We start from the raw sequence: 16,569 nt of genomic DNA on the forward strand, positions 1-16,569 counted from the left end.
TTTTTGTTTGGTCCCGTCCCCCGCTTTCTGTGTTTGCGCGCCGGGGGCGCCTCCCCTGGCGGGGGCGGTGTTCCCCACCAACCCCCCCCGCCCCCGACGGGGCTGACGTCTCGGCGGGATGGGGTCAGACGCGGTCGAACCAGTCGGTGAAGCCGGAAGGGTCGTGGCGACCGAGGACACCGTGCTCGAAGAGCCCCCAGCCGACAGCGCCAGCGGCATCCATGACCCCAGGACCGCGCGCAACCGCGTGGCCGACGTGGTCGATCACCCCGAACGGCACCCGGCCGACGACGTCGGGCGCCTTCATGTCATAGGTCAGCCGCTCGGTGAACCCGGCGCCCTTCCAGATCCCGTGGGACCAGTCGGAGTCGCCGCCGTAGCCACCGCCGACATGGATCGGCACACCCAGAAGCGAGGAGACCTCGAGCACCAGCGGCTCCCCCGCCGGGGTCGTGCACGTGATCGTCGCGCCCTCCGGGAGGCGGGTCCCGTCCTGATAGCGGATCCGTACGTGCGGCCAGCCGAGCTGCTCGACTCGGCCGTCGGCGAAGGTGCGGGTGCAGTCGTTGAGGGTGCGATGACCGTCCGGGGTCTCCTGGATGATCAGGACGACGGCGAACTCCTCGAACCGCAGCGGCACATAGAGCCACCACATCCCCTCGAACCCCGGGTCGGCCGGCTTGCCCGGTGGCAGCGCCTCGCCGGAGGGGCGGATGCCCCAGGACCGGTCCCGGGTGCCGACCCAGCGGTCGGGGCCGACGACGATCGTCTCGCCGTCGGCCTCGATCACCCCCTCCCAGGTCCCGACCTGCGCGAACCGCTGAGCGTCGAGGACGGTGCCCGCCCCCTGACGCATCACGTGCGGCTGCTCCTGAACCACCTCGAACGACCCCTCCCACCGCAGGTCGAGGGCGATCCCGTGGGTCTCCTCCATCACCAGCCGTAGCTTCCGCAGGGGCTCGGTGACCTCGATCCGGTACGCCCCGACCCGCTGCTCCATCCGGTCCCCGCCCCGCGGGTCGGCGCCGTCGCCCAGGTGCACGGCGGTCTGCTCGTCGCCGCGGCGGAGCAGGACGTACGCGTCCTTGGTGCCGAGGTTGGGATAGAACCCCATCCCGGAGATGAGGAAGATGTCGCCGGTGCGGTCGTGGGCGTTGAGGTAGCAGCGGTCGTAGAAGTTGCGGTCGCTGCTGCCCGCCCAGGCCACCGGGCGCGGGAGCTGGTGGATCGGATACTCGTCGAGCGGGCCGACGCCGACGTACTCCCCGTGCGCCCCATGCGCCCCGCTCACGCGCCGACCTCGTCCAGCATCGCCGCAAACATCGCCCGGTGGTAGAGCACCGACTCCGGATCCTCGGGCGCCTCGATCTCACCGAAGTGGATCTGCCGCGCCGCGATCCGCAGATAGATGATCCCCCACATCACCGCCGCGTGGACCTCATGCCAGGTCAGGTCGCCGAGCTCGACCCCGGCCACCGCGGCATAGGCGTCCCGGACCTCGTCGGCGGCAAGGAAGCCCGGCATCCCCGGCAGCTCCAGCATCGCGGCCAGGTCCTCGAAGATGCGGTGGGCGAAGATCATCCAGGTCACGTCCATCTCGCGAGGCCCGAGGCTGACCATCTCCCAGTCGAGGACGGCAACGGGCGCGAAGTCGCGGTAGATGATGTTGCCGATCCGCGCGTCACCCCAGCACAGGACCGGCTCGCCGCCATCTTCGGAGAGGCCAGTTTCGGGAAGGTTGGCCTCGAGCCAGGCCAGACCCCGCTCGACCAGCGGCGAGCGGCCGCCCCACTCCTCGGCAGTGGAGGCGAAGGCGTACCAGGCCCGGGTCTTCGCCAGGTTGCGGGCGAGCAGCGTCTCGCCGGTATGACCAGCCACGGCAGGGTCGAGGAAGGCGAACCGCGAGGCGGCGTCAGGGATCGAGTGGAGCCCGGCGAGCACCTCGACCGAACGCCTCTGAAGGGCCTCCCGGTCCGAGGACGAGGCGTCGAAGAGCCAGCTGTCGCCGAAGTTGTAGGGCATCACGTCGGGCGGGACGACTCCCTCGACCCGCTCCATCAGGAAGAACGGGGTCCCCAGGACCGAGCCACTCATCTCGGCGAGATCCACCTCCGGCACCGGCACAGGAGACAGCGAGCCGGCCAGGCGCATCGCGTCGTACTGCGCCTGCAGGTCATAGGTCGCGAAGACCGGGATGTCCTCCGGGCGGGGCGCCACCCGCAGGACGTACGCCTTCGTCTGCCGGTCTCCAGCAACGGTCGAGGTGACATCGAGCAGGACGGTCTCACTGGAGAGCCCGTTCGCGTCGATGCCTCCGAGGATGGCGACCTCGGGGTCGGCGCCGGGCGGAAGCGCCGTGGTCAGCCACTGCTCCAGCCTCGCGCCGATCGCCGCAGGGTCGCGGCCCGATCGCTGGAAGGTCATCTCGGGCGGCGGGGGCGCCTGGGTCACGTGCTCCTCCTGGTGGTGTGTGAGTCAGGTCACACACCACCAGGTTGGTGGAACACGTTCTAGTCTGTCAACCGGTTCAGAAGCGGATCTTCGCCGGCGTCTCGGTGGGCGCCGCCTTGGTGACGAACGCCTTCCGCTTCGCGGCGAACCCGAAGCGGTCGTCGAAGATGTCGCGGGCCATCTCGGCCAGCTCGATGCTCTGGTAGTACGACATCGGCATCGCGCACGCCCGGCGTGCCTCGCGAGCCGCCAGAGCCGGGACGTACGCCTCGGGCGAGGCATAGCCCTGCGCCAGGTCGCGCAGCCAGCCGTCGAACTCGGCCGCGTCGCGCGGACCGAGGTCGCTGACCATGTCGATCCGGGCGGCCTCGGCCGCCGAGATCGGCAGCTTCCCGCCGAGCAGCTCGTCGGCCTTCTCGGCGCCGACCCGACTCGGCAGACCCCAGGTGTGCAGCTCGGAGCCGAAGATGCCCATGTCGTAGTAGGGGTTCAGCACGACACCGGCACGCGAGACCGTGATGTCGGCGCAGAGGCCGGCCATCACGCCGCCCGCTCCGGCGTTGGCGGTGAACGCGGCGATGGTCAGCTGCTCGGCCTCGGCGATCGCCAGGCAGAGCTCGTCGATGGCCCGGATGTTGTCCCAGGCCTCGGCCGCCGGATCCTGCGCCGCCTCGATCACACCGAGGTGGATGCCGTTGGAGAAGGCGTGCTCGGTGCCGCGTACGACCAGGACCCTGGTGTCCTCGATGAGCGCCTTGCGGACGGCGTCGGTCATCCGGCGGCACTGCTGGGTGTGCATCGCGCCGCTGTAGGAGCGGAGGGTGAGGTAGCCGACGTCGCCGTCGCGCTCGTAGGTCGTCTCGGCCAGCGCGTCCGGCATCCTCCGGTAGGGCGCGTGCCCAGTGTCGAGCACCCAGGCGGCCGGGAGCTTCGGGCCGCGCTTCTGCTCGAGCGTGGCGGCATAGCCGACCCACAGGGTGCCCTCGCCGGTGGCGAACGCGACCGCGTCGGTGTCGACACCGACCACGGTGCCCGGCTCCACGTCGCCATGGTCCTCGGGAGTCGTGGCGGCGTCGAAGAGGCAGTACGTCTTGCCGTCGACGGTCGCCGGCGCACCCGGGGCGCCGTCGGCCGCCGCGATCCGCCGGGCGATCTCGGTGGCCGGCGCGGACCAGTCGATCTCGAAGGCCTTGCGGCGCAGCAGCGGCAGCTCGCCGGTGCCGTCGACCGTCGGGGACCACTCCTCGGCAGGCTTGGGCGTCTCCCCCGCGGCGACCATCCGGAGGACCTCCGCGACGCAGTCCATCGCGGCGTCGGCGACCGGGCCGTTGTAGAGCGCGCTCTTCGCGATCGGGACCTCGGGCATAGCGAAGGTCTCGGTCGCCCAGACCGGGCCGGCGTCCATCTCCTCGACGGCCGACAGCGCGGTCACGCCCCAGCGGTCCCGCCCGTCGAGCGTGGCGTGATCGAGCGAGGACGGGCCCCGGTCGCCGAGCGGGCCAGGGTGGATCACCACCGTTGGATAGCGGCCCCAGACCTCCTCCGGCACCCGGTGCTTGAGGAACGGACACAGGATCAGCTCGGGGTCGATCGCGTCGACCGCGGCCACCAGAGAGGAGTCGTCATGGACCGGCGCCAGCAGCACACCGACCTCGTGGCCGTCCTCTTTCAGATCACACCAGACGCGTTGGGTAAGACCGTTGAACGCGGAGACGAGCAGCAGAATGCGCATGTGGGGGAAGTGTCCTTCTCTTAGGCGAGCCCGAACAGACCTCATATCCCCCGAGGGGTATTTATCCCCCGAGGGGTGTCACTGTATCGAGCGCGCCCGGCCGGCTGCACCTCGGTGTCCACGAGAGGGACGGAAGACCTGGTCAGCCCCGGGCCGCTCGCCCCGGTCGCGTGACGGGCACCACGCCGTCGTCTTGTCGCCGCCTGCAAAGATGACTCTGTCAGGAGGGGACAATGACAACAGTCGACGACAACCCGCTCAACGGGTTGATCGATCTCGTCGAGGCGAGCAGCGACGAGATGGCGCGGGAGCTGGCCCGGTTCCGGATGCGCTACAAGTTCGCGATCGACGAGGTCTCGACCAAGATCGCGATCCTGCGCGAGGAGTTCGAGCACACCCACGACCATAGCCCGATCGAGCACGTACGCACCCGGCTCAAGTCGCCCGACAGCCTGCTCGCCAAGGCCCGCAAGATCGGCTGCCCACTCACCCTCGAGGCGCTCGAGGCGCAGATCCGCGACATCGCCGGGATCAGGGTGGTGTGTCCGTTCGTCTCCGACGTCTACTGGATCATGGAGATGCTCGGCAGCCAGTCCGATGTCGACGTGGTCGAGGTCGAGGACTACATCGCCGACCCGAAGGCCAACGGCTACCGCAGCCTCCACCTGATCATCAAGGTGCCGGTCTATCTCTCCGACCGGGCGGTGGATGTGCCGGTCGAGCTGCAGATCCGCACGATCGCGATGGACTTCTGGGCCAGCGTCGAGCACTCGATCTACTACAAGTACGACGGCACCGTCCCGACGACCCTGCGCGACGAGCTCGGCGCCGCGGCCCGCACCGCGGCCGACCTCGACGCCACCATGGCCCGGCTCCGCAGCGAGGTCCACGGCCCGGTTCGATGAACCGAGCCGTGGACCCCGACAGCTTCAGCGGCCGGTGACGAACCGCTGATACTGGGCTCGCGCCTCGTCCGGCGTGATCGCCCGGTCGAGGAACATCAGCGAGTCCATCCGGCAGTTGCACGGGTTCCGCTCGACGGTGTCCTGCGGGAAGGATCCGCCGACCTTGTAGCCGCGCGGCAACGTGTCGGAGGTACCGGTGCCGTCGACCTGCCACGGGTCACCGGGAGTGGTGTAGAACCCCTCGACGGCCTTGCCGTTGCGGTAGAGCGCCATCTTGCCAGTGGTGTAGTCGAACGTGGCCGTCAGGTGCACCCACTGACCTCGTGGCAGCAGGGTCTGCCAGTCCGCCGAGGCGGCGAAGGTCTGCGAGGCGCCCTCGTCGAGCCGGCGTCCCAGCGCGACCAGGCGCAGGGTGCCGTTGACGTTGATGAGCTCGAGCAGGGCACGTACGCCGTGGCCGTCGGAGTTGCCCGAGAGCACCCCGGCCAGCCCGATGGCGTTGAACCGGTCGGTCGGGTCTGCGGTCACCGAGTTGAGCGCGGGCCCGTCCATGTCGACCTTGAACCAGCCGGCCACGGTGATCTGCTCGGCACCCGCGAACGGCGCCAGCGACGCGACCCCGTTCTGGTTCCACGCCCCTGCCTTCCAGTCGTCGTTGCCGTTGACCTCCGGGGCGACCTGCTGGGTCTGCAGGGCGTTGTTGCTGGTCCGGTAGGCCGAGTCCGTCACCTGCATGGCGTTGCCGCCGTTGACCTGGTTGAGCAGCGTCCGCGAGGAGCCTTGGTCCTCCTCACGCGATCCCGGCGCGAAGGGGTGCTCGAAGTCGTAGTAGCTGACCAGGTCCTCGCGCAGCGACGGCACGACCTCGCTCGGCCACGGCCGCTGCACCGTGTTCACCACCTTCCAGATCTTCCCGTTGGCCTTGGCCAGCAGGTAGAGGTTGCGGCGAGAGTCGGTGCCGAAGCGCAGGTCGACACGCGGATGGTCGACGAAGTCCTGCATCGAGAGCCGCTTGCCGGAGGTGTCGAAGAGCTGCATCTGGTGCAGGGGCGCCTCCTGGCTGCTGCCGCGGCGCATGTGCCGGGAGTCGGCCCAGTAGACCTCGCCGTTGACCAGGTCCCCGAAGACGTACTTGCCCTTCAGCTCCTCGAACGGGCCGCGGTAGACGACACCACCGCTGACGGCGTGGCCGCTGTCGGAGGTGCAGGAGTAGTTGGCCGGCGGGTCGTGGTCGAAGGACGCCACCGGAAGGGTGAAGCCGGACATGTCGTAGTCGTCCGGGACGGTGTAGAGGGCACACTCGTCGGTGTTGTCGTAGAGCAGCCGGCCCTCGATCTCGCTCCAGCCGAGGTTGTCCCCGGCCCGTACGTCGTAGACGCCCTCGATCGCGTGCTGGCCGATGTGGCCGAGCAGGAGGGTGCCCTTCTCGACGTCCCAGGAGAACCGGTGCGGGTCGCGCATGCCGTACGCCCAGATCTCGCCGATCGCGCCCTCCCGGTCGACGAACGGGTTGCTGTCCGGGACCCCGTACGCCCCGTTGCGCCCGTCGCGGGCGAGCGGGTCGATCCGCAGGATCTTGCCGTACGGGTTGCCGAGGTTCTGCGGGTCGTCGCTCCGGACGCCGTTGCCGCCGTCGCCCGAGGCGATGTAGAGCAGTCCGTAGTCCTCGTCGCCGGGTACGGCGGTGGTGTTGAAGTCGATCTGCTGGATGGCGTGGATCTGGCCGGCGAAGTCGATCCGCATCACCTCGCGGCTGGTGCCCTCGAAGGTGTCGGCCGCCGGGTCGGTGGCGTCCCACTCGGTGACGACGCTGACCGTACGCCCGGAGCCGGGGTTGTTCTGCGACGGGAAGGTCGGCGTCTTGGCGAAGGCGCCGAAGCGCTCGGTGTGGGTGGTGTAGAAGAGCCCGTTCGTCTCGAACTCGGGGTGGAACGTGATGAACCCGGCGCCGCTGCCCAGCCCGGCACCGGACCAGAAGTCGACGAAATGGTCCCGGAGGTTGAGGTATTCGTGCTGCTGCCCGCCCTCGAGCAGATACATCGGCCCGTTGAGGTCGGGGACGTACATCCGGCCCGAGCCGTCAGGGACCTCGCCGATGAAGTTGATGCGGTTCTGGCGGACCAGGCGCTGGTCGGTGGGGGCGGGGTAGGGCTCGGTCTTGGGGAGCTGGGCGACCTCCTCGAGCACGAGGCCGAGGCTGCTGCGTAGGGGCTGTTCAGGGATGGGGTCGGGGACGGGCTCGCTGCCGGGAATGGCGGCGTTGGCAGAGAGCGTGGGGGTGAGTAGCGCGGCGAGCATGGCGCCCACCGCGAGACCGCCCCATAGACGTGAGGTTCCCATGGGTGTGTTCTCTCCTTACCGAGGTTCAGCGATGACGGAGGCCGGCGACGGTGACGTCACGGATGCGGCCGAAGTTGTCGAAGGAACCGAAGCCGAACCGGCCTCCGGTGAAGGTGGTGTCGGTGGCGGTCATCCGGGGCTCGTCGGCACCGTCGAGATAGACCGCGATCGCGCCCGTGCGGGCGTTGTAGTCGAGACGTACGTCGTGCCACTCGGCATCGGTGATCGACGGCGCTGCGCCGACCGTGCCGTTCCACTGGTGGTCGATCCGCAGCCGGTCGGCGTCGTTGACCACGAAGATGCCGTTGTGGGGGTAGATGGTGTTGTCGGTCGAGAGGTGGGCGTAGTAGAAGCGCGTCGGGGACTGGTAGTTCCAGACCAGGATCACGTCGCGGTTGGTGACCGTGACGGCCTCGTCGATGCGGACCTCGGCGCGGTAGGTCAGCGAGCCGAGCTCGGGACCCTTGGTGACGATGGCGTACTCGAAGGGCCGCCGCGGGCCGGGCTGCGCCGTCCCCGGCTCGGTCAGGATCACCTGGCCGTCCTCGAAGGCCCACTTCTCCTCGGTCACCGGGTCCCAGTCAGCCAGGCTCGCCCTGGGCTTGACCACGCTCAGACCGGGTCCTTCGGACGTATCGGCCTGGGCTCCGGCGAGCGGCGCGGCCAGAGCCACTGCGAGGGCGACCACACCGGCGCGTACGCCTCGCCCCACCATTCGGTTCAGCTTCCATCTCATGGTGCTTTCCCTTCCCCTAATCGGGACCGTCGGTGGTCCCTGCTGAGGTTGTTGCGGCTCCCCCGAGATAGAGCTCGGCCATGCGCGGATCGGCGAGCAGGTCGGCAGCGGCACCCGCGATGTGCACCTTCCCCAGATCGAGTACGCACCCCAGGTCCGCCGACTCCAGGGCCCGCCGGGCGTTCTGCTCGACGAGCAGGACCGCCAGACCGGCGTCCCGCATGCGTACGACCTGCTCGAACACGGTCGCCGTGGTCTTCGGGTCCAGGCCCATGCTGGGCTCGTCGAGCAGCACCACCTTCGGGCTCACCATCAGCGAGCGGGCGAACTCGACCTGCTTCTGCTGGCCACCCGAGAGCGCGCCGGCGAGGGCGTTCCACCGCTCGGCGACGACCGGGAAGAGCGTCTTCACGAAGTCGGTCCGCTCCTGGATCGCGGCCGCGTCGCGCACCGTGTAGGCGCCCAGGCCGACGTTCTCGGCCACGGTCATCTCCCTGAAGACCGAGTGGCCCTGGAGGACGTGGGCCATTCCCGCGCGGAGCATCTGCTGCGGCCCGTTGCGGGTGACGTCGACGCCGTCGACGGTGATGGTCCCCGAGCGTGGGGTCAGCATGCCGCTGGCGACCTTGAGCACGGTGGACTTGCCGGCTCCGTTCGGACCGACCAGACAGACGATCTGACCTGCGGGAACGGTGACCGTGAGGCTTCGCAGCACCAGCGCGGCACGACCGTAGCCGGCCTCGATGTCGCGCAGCTCGAGAAGAGGTTCAGACACCAAGGTAGGCCTCCAGGACTCGTGGGTCGTTCTGCACGTCCGCCGGCGCACCGGAGGCGATCGGGCGGCCGCGGTCGAAGACCACGACATGGTCGGAGAGGCTCATCACCAGCTCCATGTTGTGCTCGACGATCACGAAGGTGCGGCCCTCGGCGTTGAGCTCGCGCACGAGCGTGGCGATCCGGCCGATCAGCGCCGGGTTCACGCCGCCGGCGGGCTCGTCGAGCATGATCGTGTCGGGCTCGGCCATCAGCACCCCGGCGAGCTCGAGCAGCTTCTGCTGCCCGTAGGAGATGTCGCGGGCCTCGCTGCGCTCGAGGTGCTCGATGCCGACCCGGGCCAGCAGCTCCCGCGCCCGGGCGATGTCGTCGGGGTTGTGCGCTCCGCGCAGCCGGTGGACCAGCCCCGTGGACCGCACCCCGGCCAGTACGTTGTCGAGCACCGTCATCCGCGGGAAGATCCGGCACAGTTGGAAGCTGCGCCCGAGTCCCGCCCTGGCGATGCGATGTGGCGCGTGGCCGGTCACGTTGCGGCCTTGGTAGGTCACGGCCCCCGAGTCGGGCCGGATCATCCCGGTCACGCAGTTGAAGAACGTGGTCTTGCCCGACCCGTTCGGGCCGATCAGGGCGTTGATCTTGCCCTCCTGGAAGCTGACCGTTGCGTCGTCCACAGCGCGTACGCCGCCGAACGCCTTGGTCAGTCCCTCCGTCTCCAAACAGTGCTTGATCGGTTCGGTCATCTCTTCGCCTCCTCGAGCGCCTTGCGCTCCTCGGCCAGCTGGGCGGCGTCGACCTCGCGGATCGAGGTGTCGCCGGGGCGGAACCGGTCGAACTGCGCGGTCAGCCAGGGGATGACCCCGTCGGGCATGAAGAGCACGACCAGGGCGAGCAGCAGACCGAGCGCTACCAGGTGCAGCTGGGTGTCGCCGTACTGATTCTTGAAGAACTCGACCGCATAGCCCACGATCACCGCTCCGACGACCGGGCCGAGCAGGCTGCGTACGCCGCCGAGCAGCGACATCAGCACCAGATAGGAGCCGGTCAGGATCGAGAACTGGAAGATCGGGTCGAGCGAGCCGAACCAGAGGGCGTACATCCCTCCTGCCATCGCGGTCATGAACGCCGAGACGACGAAGACGACCAGCTTGTAGGCGAACGTGGGCACGCCCAGTGCCTGGGCCTTGTCCTCGTCCTCCCGGATCGCCTTGAGGCCGGTGCCGAGCCGGGACCGGTCGATCACCCACCACAGCACGAGGGCGACCAGGGTCAGCGCCACGAACAGGTAGAAGAACCGCTCGTGCTGCTCGGGACGGAGTACGTCGGTGCCGAACGGCCGCGGCACCCGCAGCCCGTTGGACCCGCCGGTCACGTCGGACCAGCTCTGCGCGACCAGCAGCAGGATGAGCACCAGCGCGATCGAGACGATCACGAACGAGGCGCCACGGACCCGCAGCGAGGCGATCCCGATCGGCACCGCGGCGACGCCCACGAGCACGGCCGCGACGACCATCGAGATCCATGGGTTCACGCCGGCCTCGGTGACGAGCAGCGCGGTGCCGTAGCCACCCAGCCCGGAGTAGGCGGCATGTCCCAGCGAGATGTAGCCGGTCAGCCCGCCGACGAAGTTCCACGCCACCGCGAGCGCCGCATAGCTGGCGATCACCACGCCCACCGAGAGGATGAACGGGTCCGGGGCGAGCGCCGGGAAGGCGAGCACGAGGCCCAGCGCGACGGCTGCCGCGACGAGCTTCGTCACCAGGACGGAGCGGCCCGGATGCGTACGGCTCTCACTGTGCTTAGAAGCGCTGAGCAAGGCGACCTCCGAAGAATCCCTGGGGGCGGAACATGAGGGTGGCGAAGAGGGCGAGGTAGAAGACCGTCTGCGCCCAGGTGGTGCCCATCGGGATCTGCAGCAGGCTCTGGGTCACCCCGAGGACCATCGCCGCGATCGCGGCGCCGGGGATGCTGCCGAGGCCGCCGATCACGATGATCGCCATCAGCGGTCCGATCCAGTGCCAGTGCAGCGAGGGATAGATCGTGGCGTCGAGCGCGAGCGCGGTGCCACCGACCGCCGCGGTCGCCAGGCCGAGCCCGAAGCCGAAGCCTGCGATCCGGTCGGTGTCGATGCCGAGCAGCTGGGCGGCCTCACGATGCTGGATCGTGGCGCGCAGCGCCTGACCGAAGCGGGTCTTCTTCAGCAGCAGGTAGAGCGCCAGGAGCGAGACCGCGGCCAGCCCGAAGGCGACCAGCTTGACCACCGCGATCCGCGCTCCCCACAGCTCCAGGCTCGCGCTGGAGTAGCCGAGCTGGATCCGCCGCTGGGTGCCGGAGAAGAGATAGCCGAGGCCGCCCTCGATGACCAGCGCGATCGCGAAGGTCAGCAGCACCGACATCATCGTCAGCGTCGCCGGCCGCAGCCGGGAGAGCAGCGCCCGCTGCATCCCGTAGCCGGCCGCGAAGAAGAGCGGCACGGTGATGACCAGCGAGAGCAGCGGGTCGAGCCCGGTCTGCGTGGTGAAGAACCAGGCCAGGTACGCAGCCAGGATCAGGAACGCGGAGTGGGCGATCATCACGACCCGCATGACGCCGAAGTAGAGCGTCAGGCCGGCGGCGAGCAGGGCATAGAGGCCTCCGAGCAGCAGCCCCAGGATCAGGCTCTGCAGAAGGAGCGGACCTGACATCGGCTCACCACGCCGGCTTCGGGTAGATGAACTCGGCCTCGGCCTGGTCCTCGGGCAGGACGATCTTGATCTCGCCGTCCACCCACTGCTGGATCATGTGGGCGCTCTGCGGGCGACCCTTCTCGTCCCAGCTCAGCGGCCCGACGACGGTCTCGACCTCGTTCTCGTGCAGCCAGTCGATCAGCTTGGACTGGCAGTCGGGGTCGGGCTCGGCGCACTCGACGGCCTCGACCGCTGCCGCGACGACCTGACCGGTGGTCCAGGCGTTGGCCTCGTCCTCACCGGGAGCCTCGCCGTGCTTCTCCTCGTAGAACTTCACGAACTCCTGGTTCTCCGGGTAGTCCGCCTTCGTCGTGTAGCCGGTCGGCGCGACGATGCCCTGCGTCTTGTCGCCGATGGCCTCGGCGAACTCGGTCTCGGTCGGCGCGGTCGAGAACGCGGCCAGCTTGGGCTGGTAGTTGAGCTGCTGCAGCGCGACGATCAGGTTGACGCCGTCCTGGTACTGGCTGCCGCCCACGACGATGTCGGCCTTGCTGTCGGCGACCTTGGCCGCGATGCTGCTGAAGTCGGTGGTGTTGGGCGGGTAGACCTCGTCGACGACGGTCTTGATGCCGCCCTCCTCCAGCGCGTCCTTGAGCCCGTAGGCGGTGCCCTGGGCGAACGGGTCGTCCATGGAGGCGTACGCCGCGGTCTTGGGCCGCTCGCTCTCCGGCATCGCCAGGATGTGCTCGGCGAGGAGCTTGTAGTGGTCGTTCGCGACGGCGGGCGCGGCGTAGAAGAGGTTCTCGAAGCCCTCCTCGAAGACCTCGGGCGCCGCGCCGGCAGGCTCGACGAAGAGGTAGCCGTAGTCCTGGGCGACCTGGGCCGCCGGGATCACCAGGCGGGTCGAGAACGGCCCGACGACCAGGTCGACCTGCTCCTGGTTGATCAGCTTCTCGTAGTCGGCGGCGACGCGCTCGGCGCTGGACTGGTCGTCGAGCATCTCCAGTCGTACGTCGCGGCCTAGCAGGCCGCCGTTGGCGTTGACGTATTCGGCCCAGGCCTCGTATCCGCGCTGGATGCCCTTGCCGGGCTCGCTGAAGTCGCCGGTCAGGGGAAGCGAGATGCCGATCACGATCTCGTCGTCGCCGCCTCCTTCCTCGGCGGCGCCACAGGCGGCGAGGGTGGAGGCGAGAGTCACGGCCGCCGCGGCAGCCAGGGTTGCTCTGGACCGCTTGCTCGCGGTGGGGATCTTCGTGAAGCGCATCTGCGGGTCTCCTCTACGAAAGCGCTTACGTAAGCGTTTACGATGACGTTACCCACTCTCGCTTAGTGTGGCAAGAGTCACATTCCTGACGACAAGGGGCATCGATGGTCCGAACCAACAGCTCCCCCCGCCTGATCGACGTCGCGCATGCATCCGGCGTCTCCATCGCAACCGCGTCCCGCGCGCTCTCCGGAACCCCCGGTGTCAGCGACTCGGTGGCCGAGAAGGTCCGCCAGGCGGCACGCGAGCTCGGCTATGTGGCAAATCTTCATGCCCGCTCGCTCGCCAGCGGATCCACCGCGACCATCGGGCTCGTCGTGCACGAGATCGGCGACCCCTACTTCTCCGAGATCGCCAGCGGCGTGCTCAGCCTCGCCGCCGAACACGGGCGCACCGTCCAGATCTGCCACACCGGCCGAGACCCCGAGGCCGAGGTGGATCAGGTACGCAGCCTGGTCGCCAACCGCGTCGGCGCGATCCTGATCGCAGGGTCGGGCTTTGTGGACGCCTCGGTGGAGGCACCGATGCGGTTCGAGGTGCAGCGCTACGCCGAGGCGGGCGGCCGCGTCGCCGTCGTCGGCCGGCATCACCTCGGGGTCGACAGCGTGCTGCCCGACAACCGCCCCGGCGGCCGCGCCGTCGCCGAGCACATCCTCGGCCTCGGCCACCGGCGCATCGTGGTCGTCTCGGGCACGCTGGAGCTGACCACCGTCGCCGACCGCCTCGAGGGGGTGCGCGACGCGCTCGAGGCAGCGGGGCTCGACGCCGGCGACGTACCTGTTCTCCAGGGGCCGTTCACCCGTGAGGGCGGGCGCGAGTGCATCCGCCGGATGCTCGCCGACCACCCGCGTACGACCGCCGTCATCGCCCTCAACGACGACATGGCCATCGGGTGCCTCTCGCAGCTGCGCAGCTCTGGGGTCTCGGTGCCGGGCCAAGTCTCGGTCAGCGGCTTCGACGACGTCGCGGTCGCCCAGGACCTCTCCCCCGGACTCACCACCGTCCGCCTGCCGATGGCCGAGATGGGCGCGAGGGCGCTGACGCTGGCGTTGAAGGAGCCCGGCTCACGAGCCCGGCGGCAGCGGGTCCCCGCCGAGCTCGTGGTGCGCGACTCGACCGGGCCCGCCGCTGGATAGCCCCGCGGACTAGGGTTCTTCGAGTGAAGGATCTTCGGGTACCACCGGGCCCTGGGCTGCCCGACGGTCTCGTCATCCCTGACACCGAGCTGCTCGAGCGCTTCTCCCGCTCCCCGGGCCCCGGCGGGCAGTCGGTCAACACCACCGACTCCCGCGTCGAGCTCTCCTGGGACCCGTCCGCGTCAACCGCCCTCGACGAACGCCAGCTCGCCCGCCTCCTAGCCCGCTCCTCGGGGCCGCTCGTCGTCGTCTCCCACGAGCAGCGCTCCCAGCACCGCAACCGCGTCGCCGCGCGCGAGCGCCTGGCCCTCCGCATCCGCGAGCTCCTCGCCCCACCACCCCAGCCCCGCCGCCCCACCAAGCCCACCCGCGGCTCCAAGGAGCGCCGCCTCGACGCCAAGCGCCAGCGCGGCCAGACCAAACAGCTCCGCGGCCGCGTCCAAGACTGACCCGCCGAGCCGTCACCCCCGTCGGCCGAGGCGTCAGCCCGGTCGGCCGAGGCGTCGCTTACGTCAGGCGAAGCGTCACGCCCGTCGCCCGAGACGTCAGGCCCGTCGGCCGAGAGGTCACGTACGTCGGACGAGGCGTCGCCTAGGTCAGCCGAGGCGTCAGGTGGGTCGGTCGAAGCGTCACGTACGTCGGCCGAGATGCCGTCAAAGGACATCTCGATTCGCCGAAGTGACGCTTCGACCGACGTGCGTGACGCCTCGCGCGACGTACGTGACCTCTCGCCCGACCGGAGCGACGCCTCGCCCGACCGGAGGGACGTCTCGGCCGACCGGGGTGACGCCTCGGCCGACCGGGGTGACGCCTCGGCCGACGTACGCGCCCTCTCGGCGTCAGGTGGGGTCGGGGTCGGTGGCCAGCCGGGCGTGGGTTTCGGTGTCGTAGCGGACGCCGTCGTAGAGCAGCTTCTGGCGTTCGCGGCCCTCGACGAGGAAGCCTGCCGCGGTGGCGACGCGGCACGATCCGGGGTTGTCGACCCGGTGACCGGTTTCCAGACGGAAGAGGTCGAGCTCGTCGAAGCAGTGCCTGGCCAACAGCTTCAGGCCAGTGCTGCCGACACCTCGTCCGCGGTGCTTCTCGAGGGTCCAGTAGGAGATCCAGCCGATGCTGTGGACACGAAGCTGGGTGGTCACCCGCATCTGCCCGAGGATGTCGGCGCCATCGACGACCGCGAAGGTGTAGGCCCGGTCCGCGACCGCGTCCTCAGCCCACCCGGCGATCAACCGCTCGGCATCCTCGACGCTCGTCACGTCCGTCGGCCGCTCGGTCTGCATCCCGGCGCCGGCGTACGCAGCGAGCAGGACCGCCGCGTCCGACTCCTCCCACTCGCGGAGCCGAAATCCGGTCACAGGGTCGACTGGATGCCGGCGAGGAGCTGGCGGGCCATGACGATGCGCTGGACCTGGTTGGTGCCCTCGTAGATCTGGGTGATCTTGGCGTCGCGCATCATCCGCTCGACCGGGTAGTCGCGGGTGAACCCATAGCCACCCAACAGCTGCACGGCGTCGGTGGTCACCTGCATCGCGACATCCGATGCGAACGCCTTGGCAGCGGCGCCGAAGAAGGTCAGGTCCTTGTCGCCCCGCTCGGAACGACCGGCGGCGGCGTAGGTGAGCTGGCGGGCAGCCTCGATCTTCATGCCCATGTCGGCGACCATGAACTCCACACCCTGGAACTCCGCGATCGCCTTGCCGAACTGCTTGCGCTCCTTGATGTAGCCCAGCGCGTAGTCCAGCGCACCCTGAGCGACACCGACGGCCTGGGCCGCGATGGTGATCCGGGTGTGGTCGAGGGTCTGCATCGCATAGGTGAAACCGAGACCCTCCTCACCGATCAACCGGTCGGCAGGGATGCGTACGTTGTCGAAGTAGACCTCGCGCGTGGGCGAGCCCTTGATGCCGAGCTTCTTCTCCGGCGCACCGAAGGACACACCCTCGTCGGACTTCTCGACGACGAAGGCGGAGATCCCCTTCGAGCGCTTCTCCGGGTCGGTCACCGCCAACACCGTGTAGTACTCCGAAACACCCGCGTTGGTGATCCAGCGCTTCACGCCGTTGAGCACCCAGAAGTCCCCGTCGCGTACGGCCCGGGTCTTCTGGTTGGCCGCGTCCGAGCCGGCGTCGGGCTCGGAGAGACAGTAGGAGAAGTTGCCCTCACCGGCGGCGAGCTTGCCGAGGTACTTCCTCTTCAGCTCCTCCGAGCCACCGATCTGCACCGGCAGCGAACCGAGCTTGTTCACCGCAGGAATCAGCGAGGCCGAGACGTCCGCACGAGCGATCTCCTCGATCACCAGCACCGTCGCCAACGCGTCAGCACCGACACCGCCGTACGCCTCGGGAACATGCGGCGCGAAGAACTCGGTCTCGACCAACGCGTCGTGCGCCTCCTGCGGGTAGCGAGCCTCCTCGTCGACCGCAGCAGCGGCCGGCGCGATCTTCGCGTCACAGATCTCGCGGATGGCCTTGCGGATCTCCTGGTGCTCCTCGGAGAGGGCGAACAACGGGTACTCGGCACTCATGTCCCGGAGTCTATGCCTGTTTGCTACTCGCCAGTAAGTCGTCG

General features: G+C 69.2%; 15 protein-coding genes. 3 read left to right on the forward strand and 12 right to left on the reverse strand.

Annotation, left to right across the window (positions count from 1 at the left end):
- Positions 1-124: 124 nt before the first annotated feature.
- The 3 genes from ABTW65_RS07190 to ABTW65_RS07200 form a co-directional block, all read right to left on the reverse strand.
- Complete coding sequence (locus tag ABTW65_RS07190) at positions 125-1,291, reverse strand: Rv3169 family protein (protein ID WP_350659295.1); 1,167 nt, start codon at positions 1,289-1,291, stop codon at positions 125-127.
- Complete coding sequence (locus ABTW65_RS07195; protein ID WP_350659297.1) at positions 1,288-2,451, reverse strand: phosphotransferase family protein; 1,164 nt, start codon at positions 2,449-2,451, stop codon at positions 1,288-1,290. The genes ABTW65_RS07190 and ABTW65_RS07195 overlap by 4 nt, the downstream gene beginning before the upstream one ends.
- A gap of 76 nt (positions 2,452-2,527) precedes the next feature.
- Positions 2,528-4,183, reverse strand: a complete 1,656-nt coding sequence (locus ABTW65_RS07200) for an enoyl-CoA hydratase-related protein (RefSeq protein WP_350659298.1) — start codon at positions 4,181-4,183, stop codon at positions 2,528-2,530.
- Between the two features lie 233 nt (positions 4,184-4,416).
- Between ABTW65_RS07200 and ABTW65_RS07205 the strand changes: the two genes are divergently transcribed.
- On the forward strand, positions 4,417-5,088 hold the full coding sequence (locus tag ABTW65_RS07205) for a GTP pyrophosphokinase (protein ID WP_350659299.1): 672 nt from the start codon (positions 4,417-4,419) through the stop codon (positions 5,086-5,088).
- 24 nt (positions 5,089-5,112) lie between these two features.
- Here ABTW65_RS07205 and ABTW65_RS07210 read toward each other — a convergent pair whose 3' ends face one another.
- Genes ABTW65_RS07210 through ABTW65_RS07240 form a run of 7 tightly spaced genes read right to left on the reverse strand, consistent with a single transcriptional unit; the run spans position 5,113 to position 12,865 of the window.
- Positions 5,113-7,428 (reverse strand): PQQ-dependent sugar dehydrogenase, encoded by a 2,316-nt coding sequence (locus tag ABTW65_RS07210; protein ID WP_350659300.1) that lies wholly within the window; start codon positions 7,426-7,428, stop codon positions 5,113-5,115.
- Between the two features lie 25 nt (positions 7,429-7,453).
- Positions 7,454-8,164, reverse strand: a complete 711-nt coding sequence (locus ABTW65_RS07215; protein WP_350659301.1) for a hypothetical protein — start codon at positions 8,162-8,164, stop codon at positions 7,454-7,456.
- 16 nt (positions 8,165-8,180) lie between these two features.
- A complete protein-coding gene (locus ABTW65_RS07220; protein WP_350659302.1) occupies positions 8,181-8,939 on the reverse strand; it encodes an ABC transporter ATP-binding protein in 759 nt (252 codons plus the stop codon).
- Positions 8,932-9,678, reverse strand: a complete 747-nt coding sequence (locus ABTW65_RS07225; RefSeq protein ID WP_350659303.1) for an ABC transporter ATP-binding protein — start codon at positions 9,676-9,678, stop codon at positions 8,932-8,934. The genes ABTW65_RS07220 and ABTW65_RS07225 overlap by 8 nt, the downstream gene beginning before the upstream one ends.
- A complete protein-coding gene (locus ABTW65_RS07230) occupies positions 9,675-10,751 on the reverse strand; it encodes a branched-chain amino acid ABC transporter permease (RefSeq protein WP_350659304.1) in 1,077 nt (358 codons plus the stop codon). Before ABTW65_RS07230 ends, ABTW65_RS07225 begins: the two co-directional genes overlap by 4 nt.
- Positions 10,735-11,619, reverse strand: a complete 885-nt coding sequence (locus tag ABTW65_RS07235; RefSeq protein ID WP_350659305.1) for a branched-chain amino acid ABC transporter permease — start codon at positions 11,617-11,619, stop codon at positions 10,735-10,737. The genes ABTW65_RS07230 and ABTW65_RS07235 overlap by 17 nt, the downstream gene beginning before the upstream one ends.
- 4 nt (positions 11,620-11,623) lie before the next feature.
- Positions 11,624-12,865: an amino acid ABC transporter substrate-binding protein gene (locus ABTW65_RS07240; protein ID WP_350659306.1), complete on the reverse strand. Its 1,242-nt coding sequence runs from the start codon at positions 12,863-12,865 to the stop codon at positions 11,624-11,626.
- A 104-nt stretch (positions 12,866-12,969) separates the two neighbouring features.
- On the opposite strand from ABTW65_RS07240, the gene ABTW65_RS07245 reads away from it, so the two are divergent.
- Together ABTW65_RS07245 and arfB are read left to right on the forward strand one after the other, a co-directional pair.
- Complete coding sequence (locus ABTW65_RS07245; RefSeq protein ID WP_350659307.1) at positions 12,970-14,001, forward strand: LacI family DNA-binding transcriptional regulator; 1,032 nt, start codon at positions 12,970-12,972, stop codon at positions 13,999-14,001.
- Positions 14,002-14,024: 23 nt separating this feature from the next.
- A complete protein-coding gene (gene arfB, locus ABTW65_RS07250; protein WP_350659308.1) occupies positions 14,025-14,450 on the forward strand; it encodes an alternative ribosome rescue aminoacyl-tRNA hydrolase ArfB in 426 nt (141 codons plus the stop codon).
- A gap of 390 nt (positions 14,451-14,840) precedes the next feature.
- Here arfB and ABTW65_RS07255 read toward each other — a convergent pair whose 3' ends face one another.
- Together ABTW65_RS07255 and ABTW65_RS07260 are read right to left on the reverse strand one after the other, a co-directional pair.
- Positions 14,841-15,356, reverse strand: coding sequence for a GNAT family N-acetyltransferase (locus ABTW65_RS07255; protein ID WP_350659309.1), 516 nt, complete (start codon positions 15,354-15,356; stop codon positions 14,841-14,843).
- Complete coding sequence (locus ABTW65_RS07260; protein WP_350659310.1) at positions 15,353-16,525, reverse strand: acyl-CoA dehydrogenase family protein; 1,173 nt, start codon at positions 16,523-16,525, stop codon at positions 15,353-15,355. Before ABTW65_RS07260 ends, ABTW65_RS07255 begins: the two co-directional genes overlap by 4 nt.
- Positions 16,526-16,569 lie beyond the last annotated feature (44 nt).

This window comes from Nocardioides sp. NPDC127503 (assembly GCF_040302165.1).
In the GTDB taxonomy this organism is placed as follows: domain Bacteria; phylum Actinomycetota; class Actinomycetes; order Propionibacteriales; family Nocardioidaceae; genus Nocardioides.

Excerpts from the sequence above, each read along its gene's own strand:
- ABTW65_RS07260 (WP_350659310.1), bottom strand. The coding sequence starts at position 16,525 with ATGAGTGCCGAGTACCCGTTGTTCGCCCTCTCCGAGGAGCACCAGGAG.
- ABTW65_RS07235 (WP_350659305.1), bottom strand. The coding sequence starts at position 11,619 with ATGTCAGGTCCGCTCCTTCTGCAGAGCCTGATCCTGGGGCTGCTGCTC.
- ABTW65_RS07240 (WP_350659306.1), bottom strand. The coding sequence starts at position 12,865 with ATGCGCTTCACGAAGATCCCCACCGCGAGCAAGCGGTCCAGAGCAACC.
- ABTW65_RS07210 (WP_350659300.1), bottom strand. The coding sequence starts at position 7,428 with ATGGGAACCTCACGTCTATGGGGCGGTCTCGCGGTGGGCGCCATGCTC.
- ABTW65_RS07225 (WP_350659303.1), bottom strand. The coding sequence starts at position 9,678 with ATGACCGAACCGATCAAGCACTGTTTGGAGACGGAGGGACTGACCAAG.
- ABTW65_RS07205 (WP_350659299.1), top strand. The coding sequence starts at position 4,417 with ATGACAACAGTCGACGACAACCCGCTCAACGGGTTGATCGATCTCGTC.
- ABTW65_RS07215 (WP_350659301.1), bottom strand. The coding sequence starts at position 8,164 with ATGAGATGGAAGCTGAACCGAATGGTGGGGCGAGGCGTACGCGCCGGT.
- ABTW65_RS07200 (WP_350659298.1), bottom strand. The coding sequence starts at position 4,183 with ATGCGCATTCTGCTGCTCGTCTCCGCGTTCAACGGTCTTACCCAACGC.
- ABTW65_RS07245 (WP_350659307.1), top strand. The coding sequence starts at position 12,970 with ATGGTCCGAACCAACAGCTCCCCCCGCCTGATCGACGTCGCGCATGCA.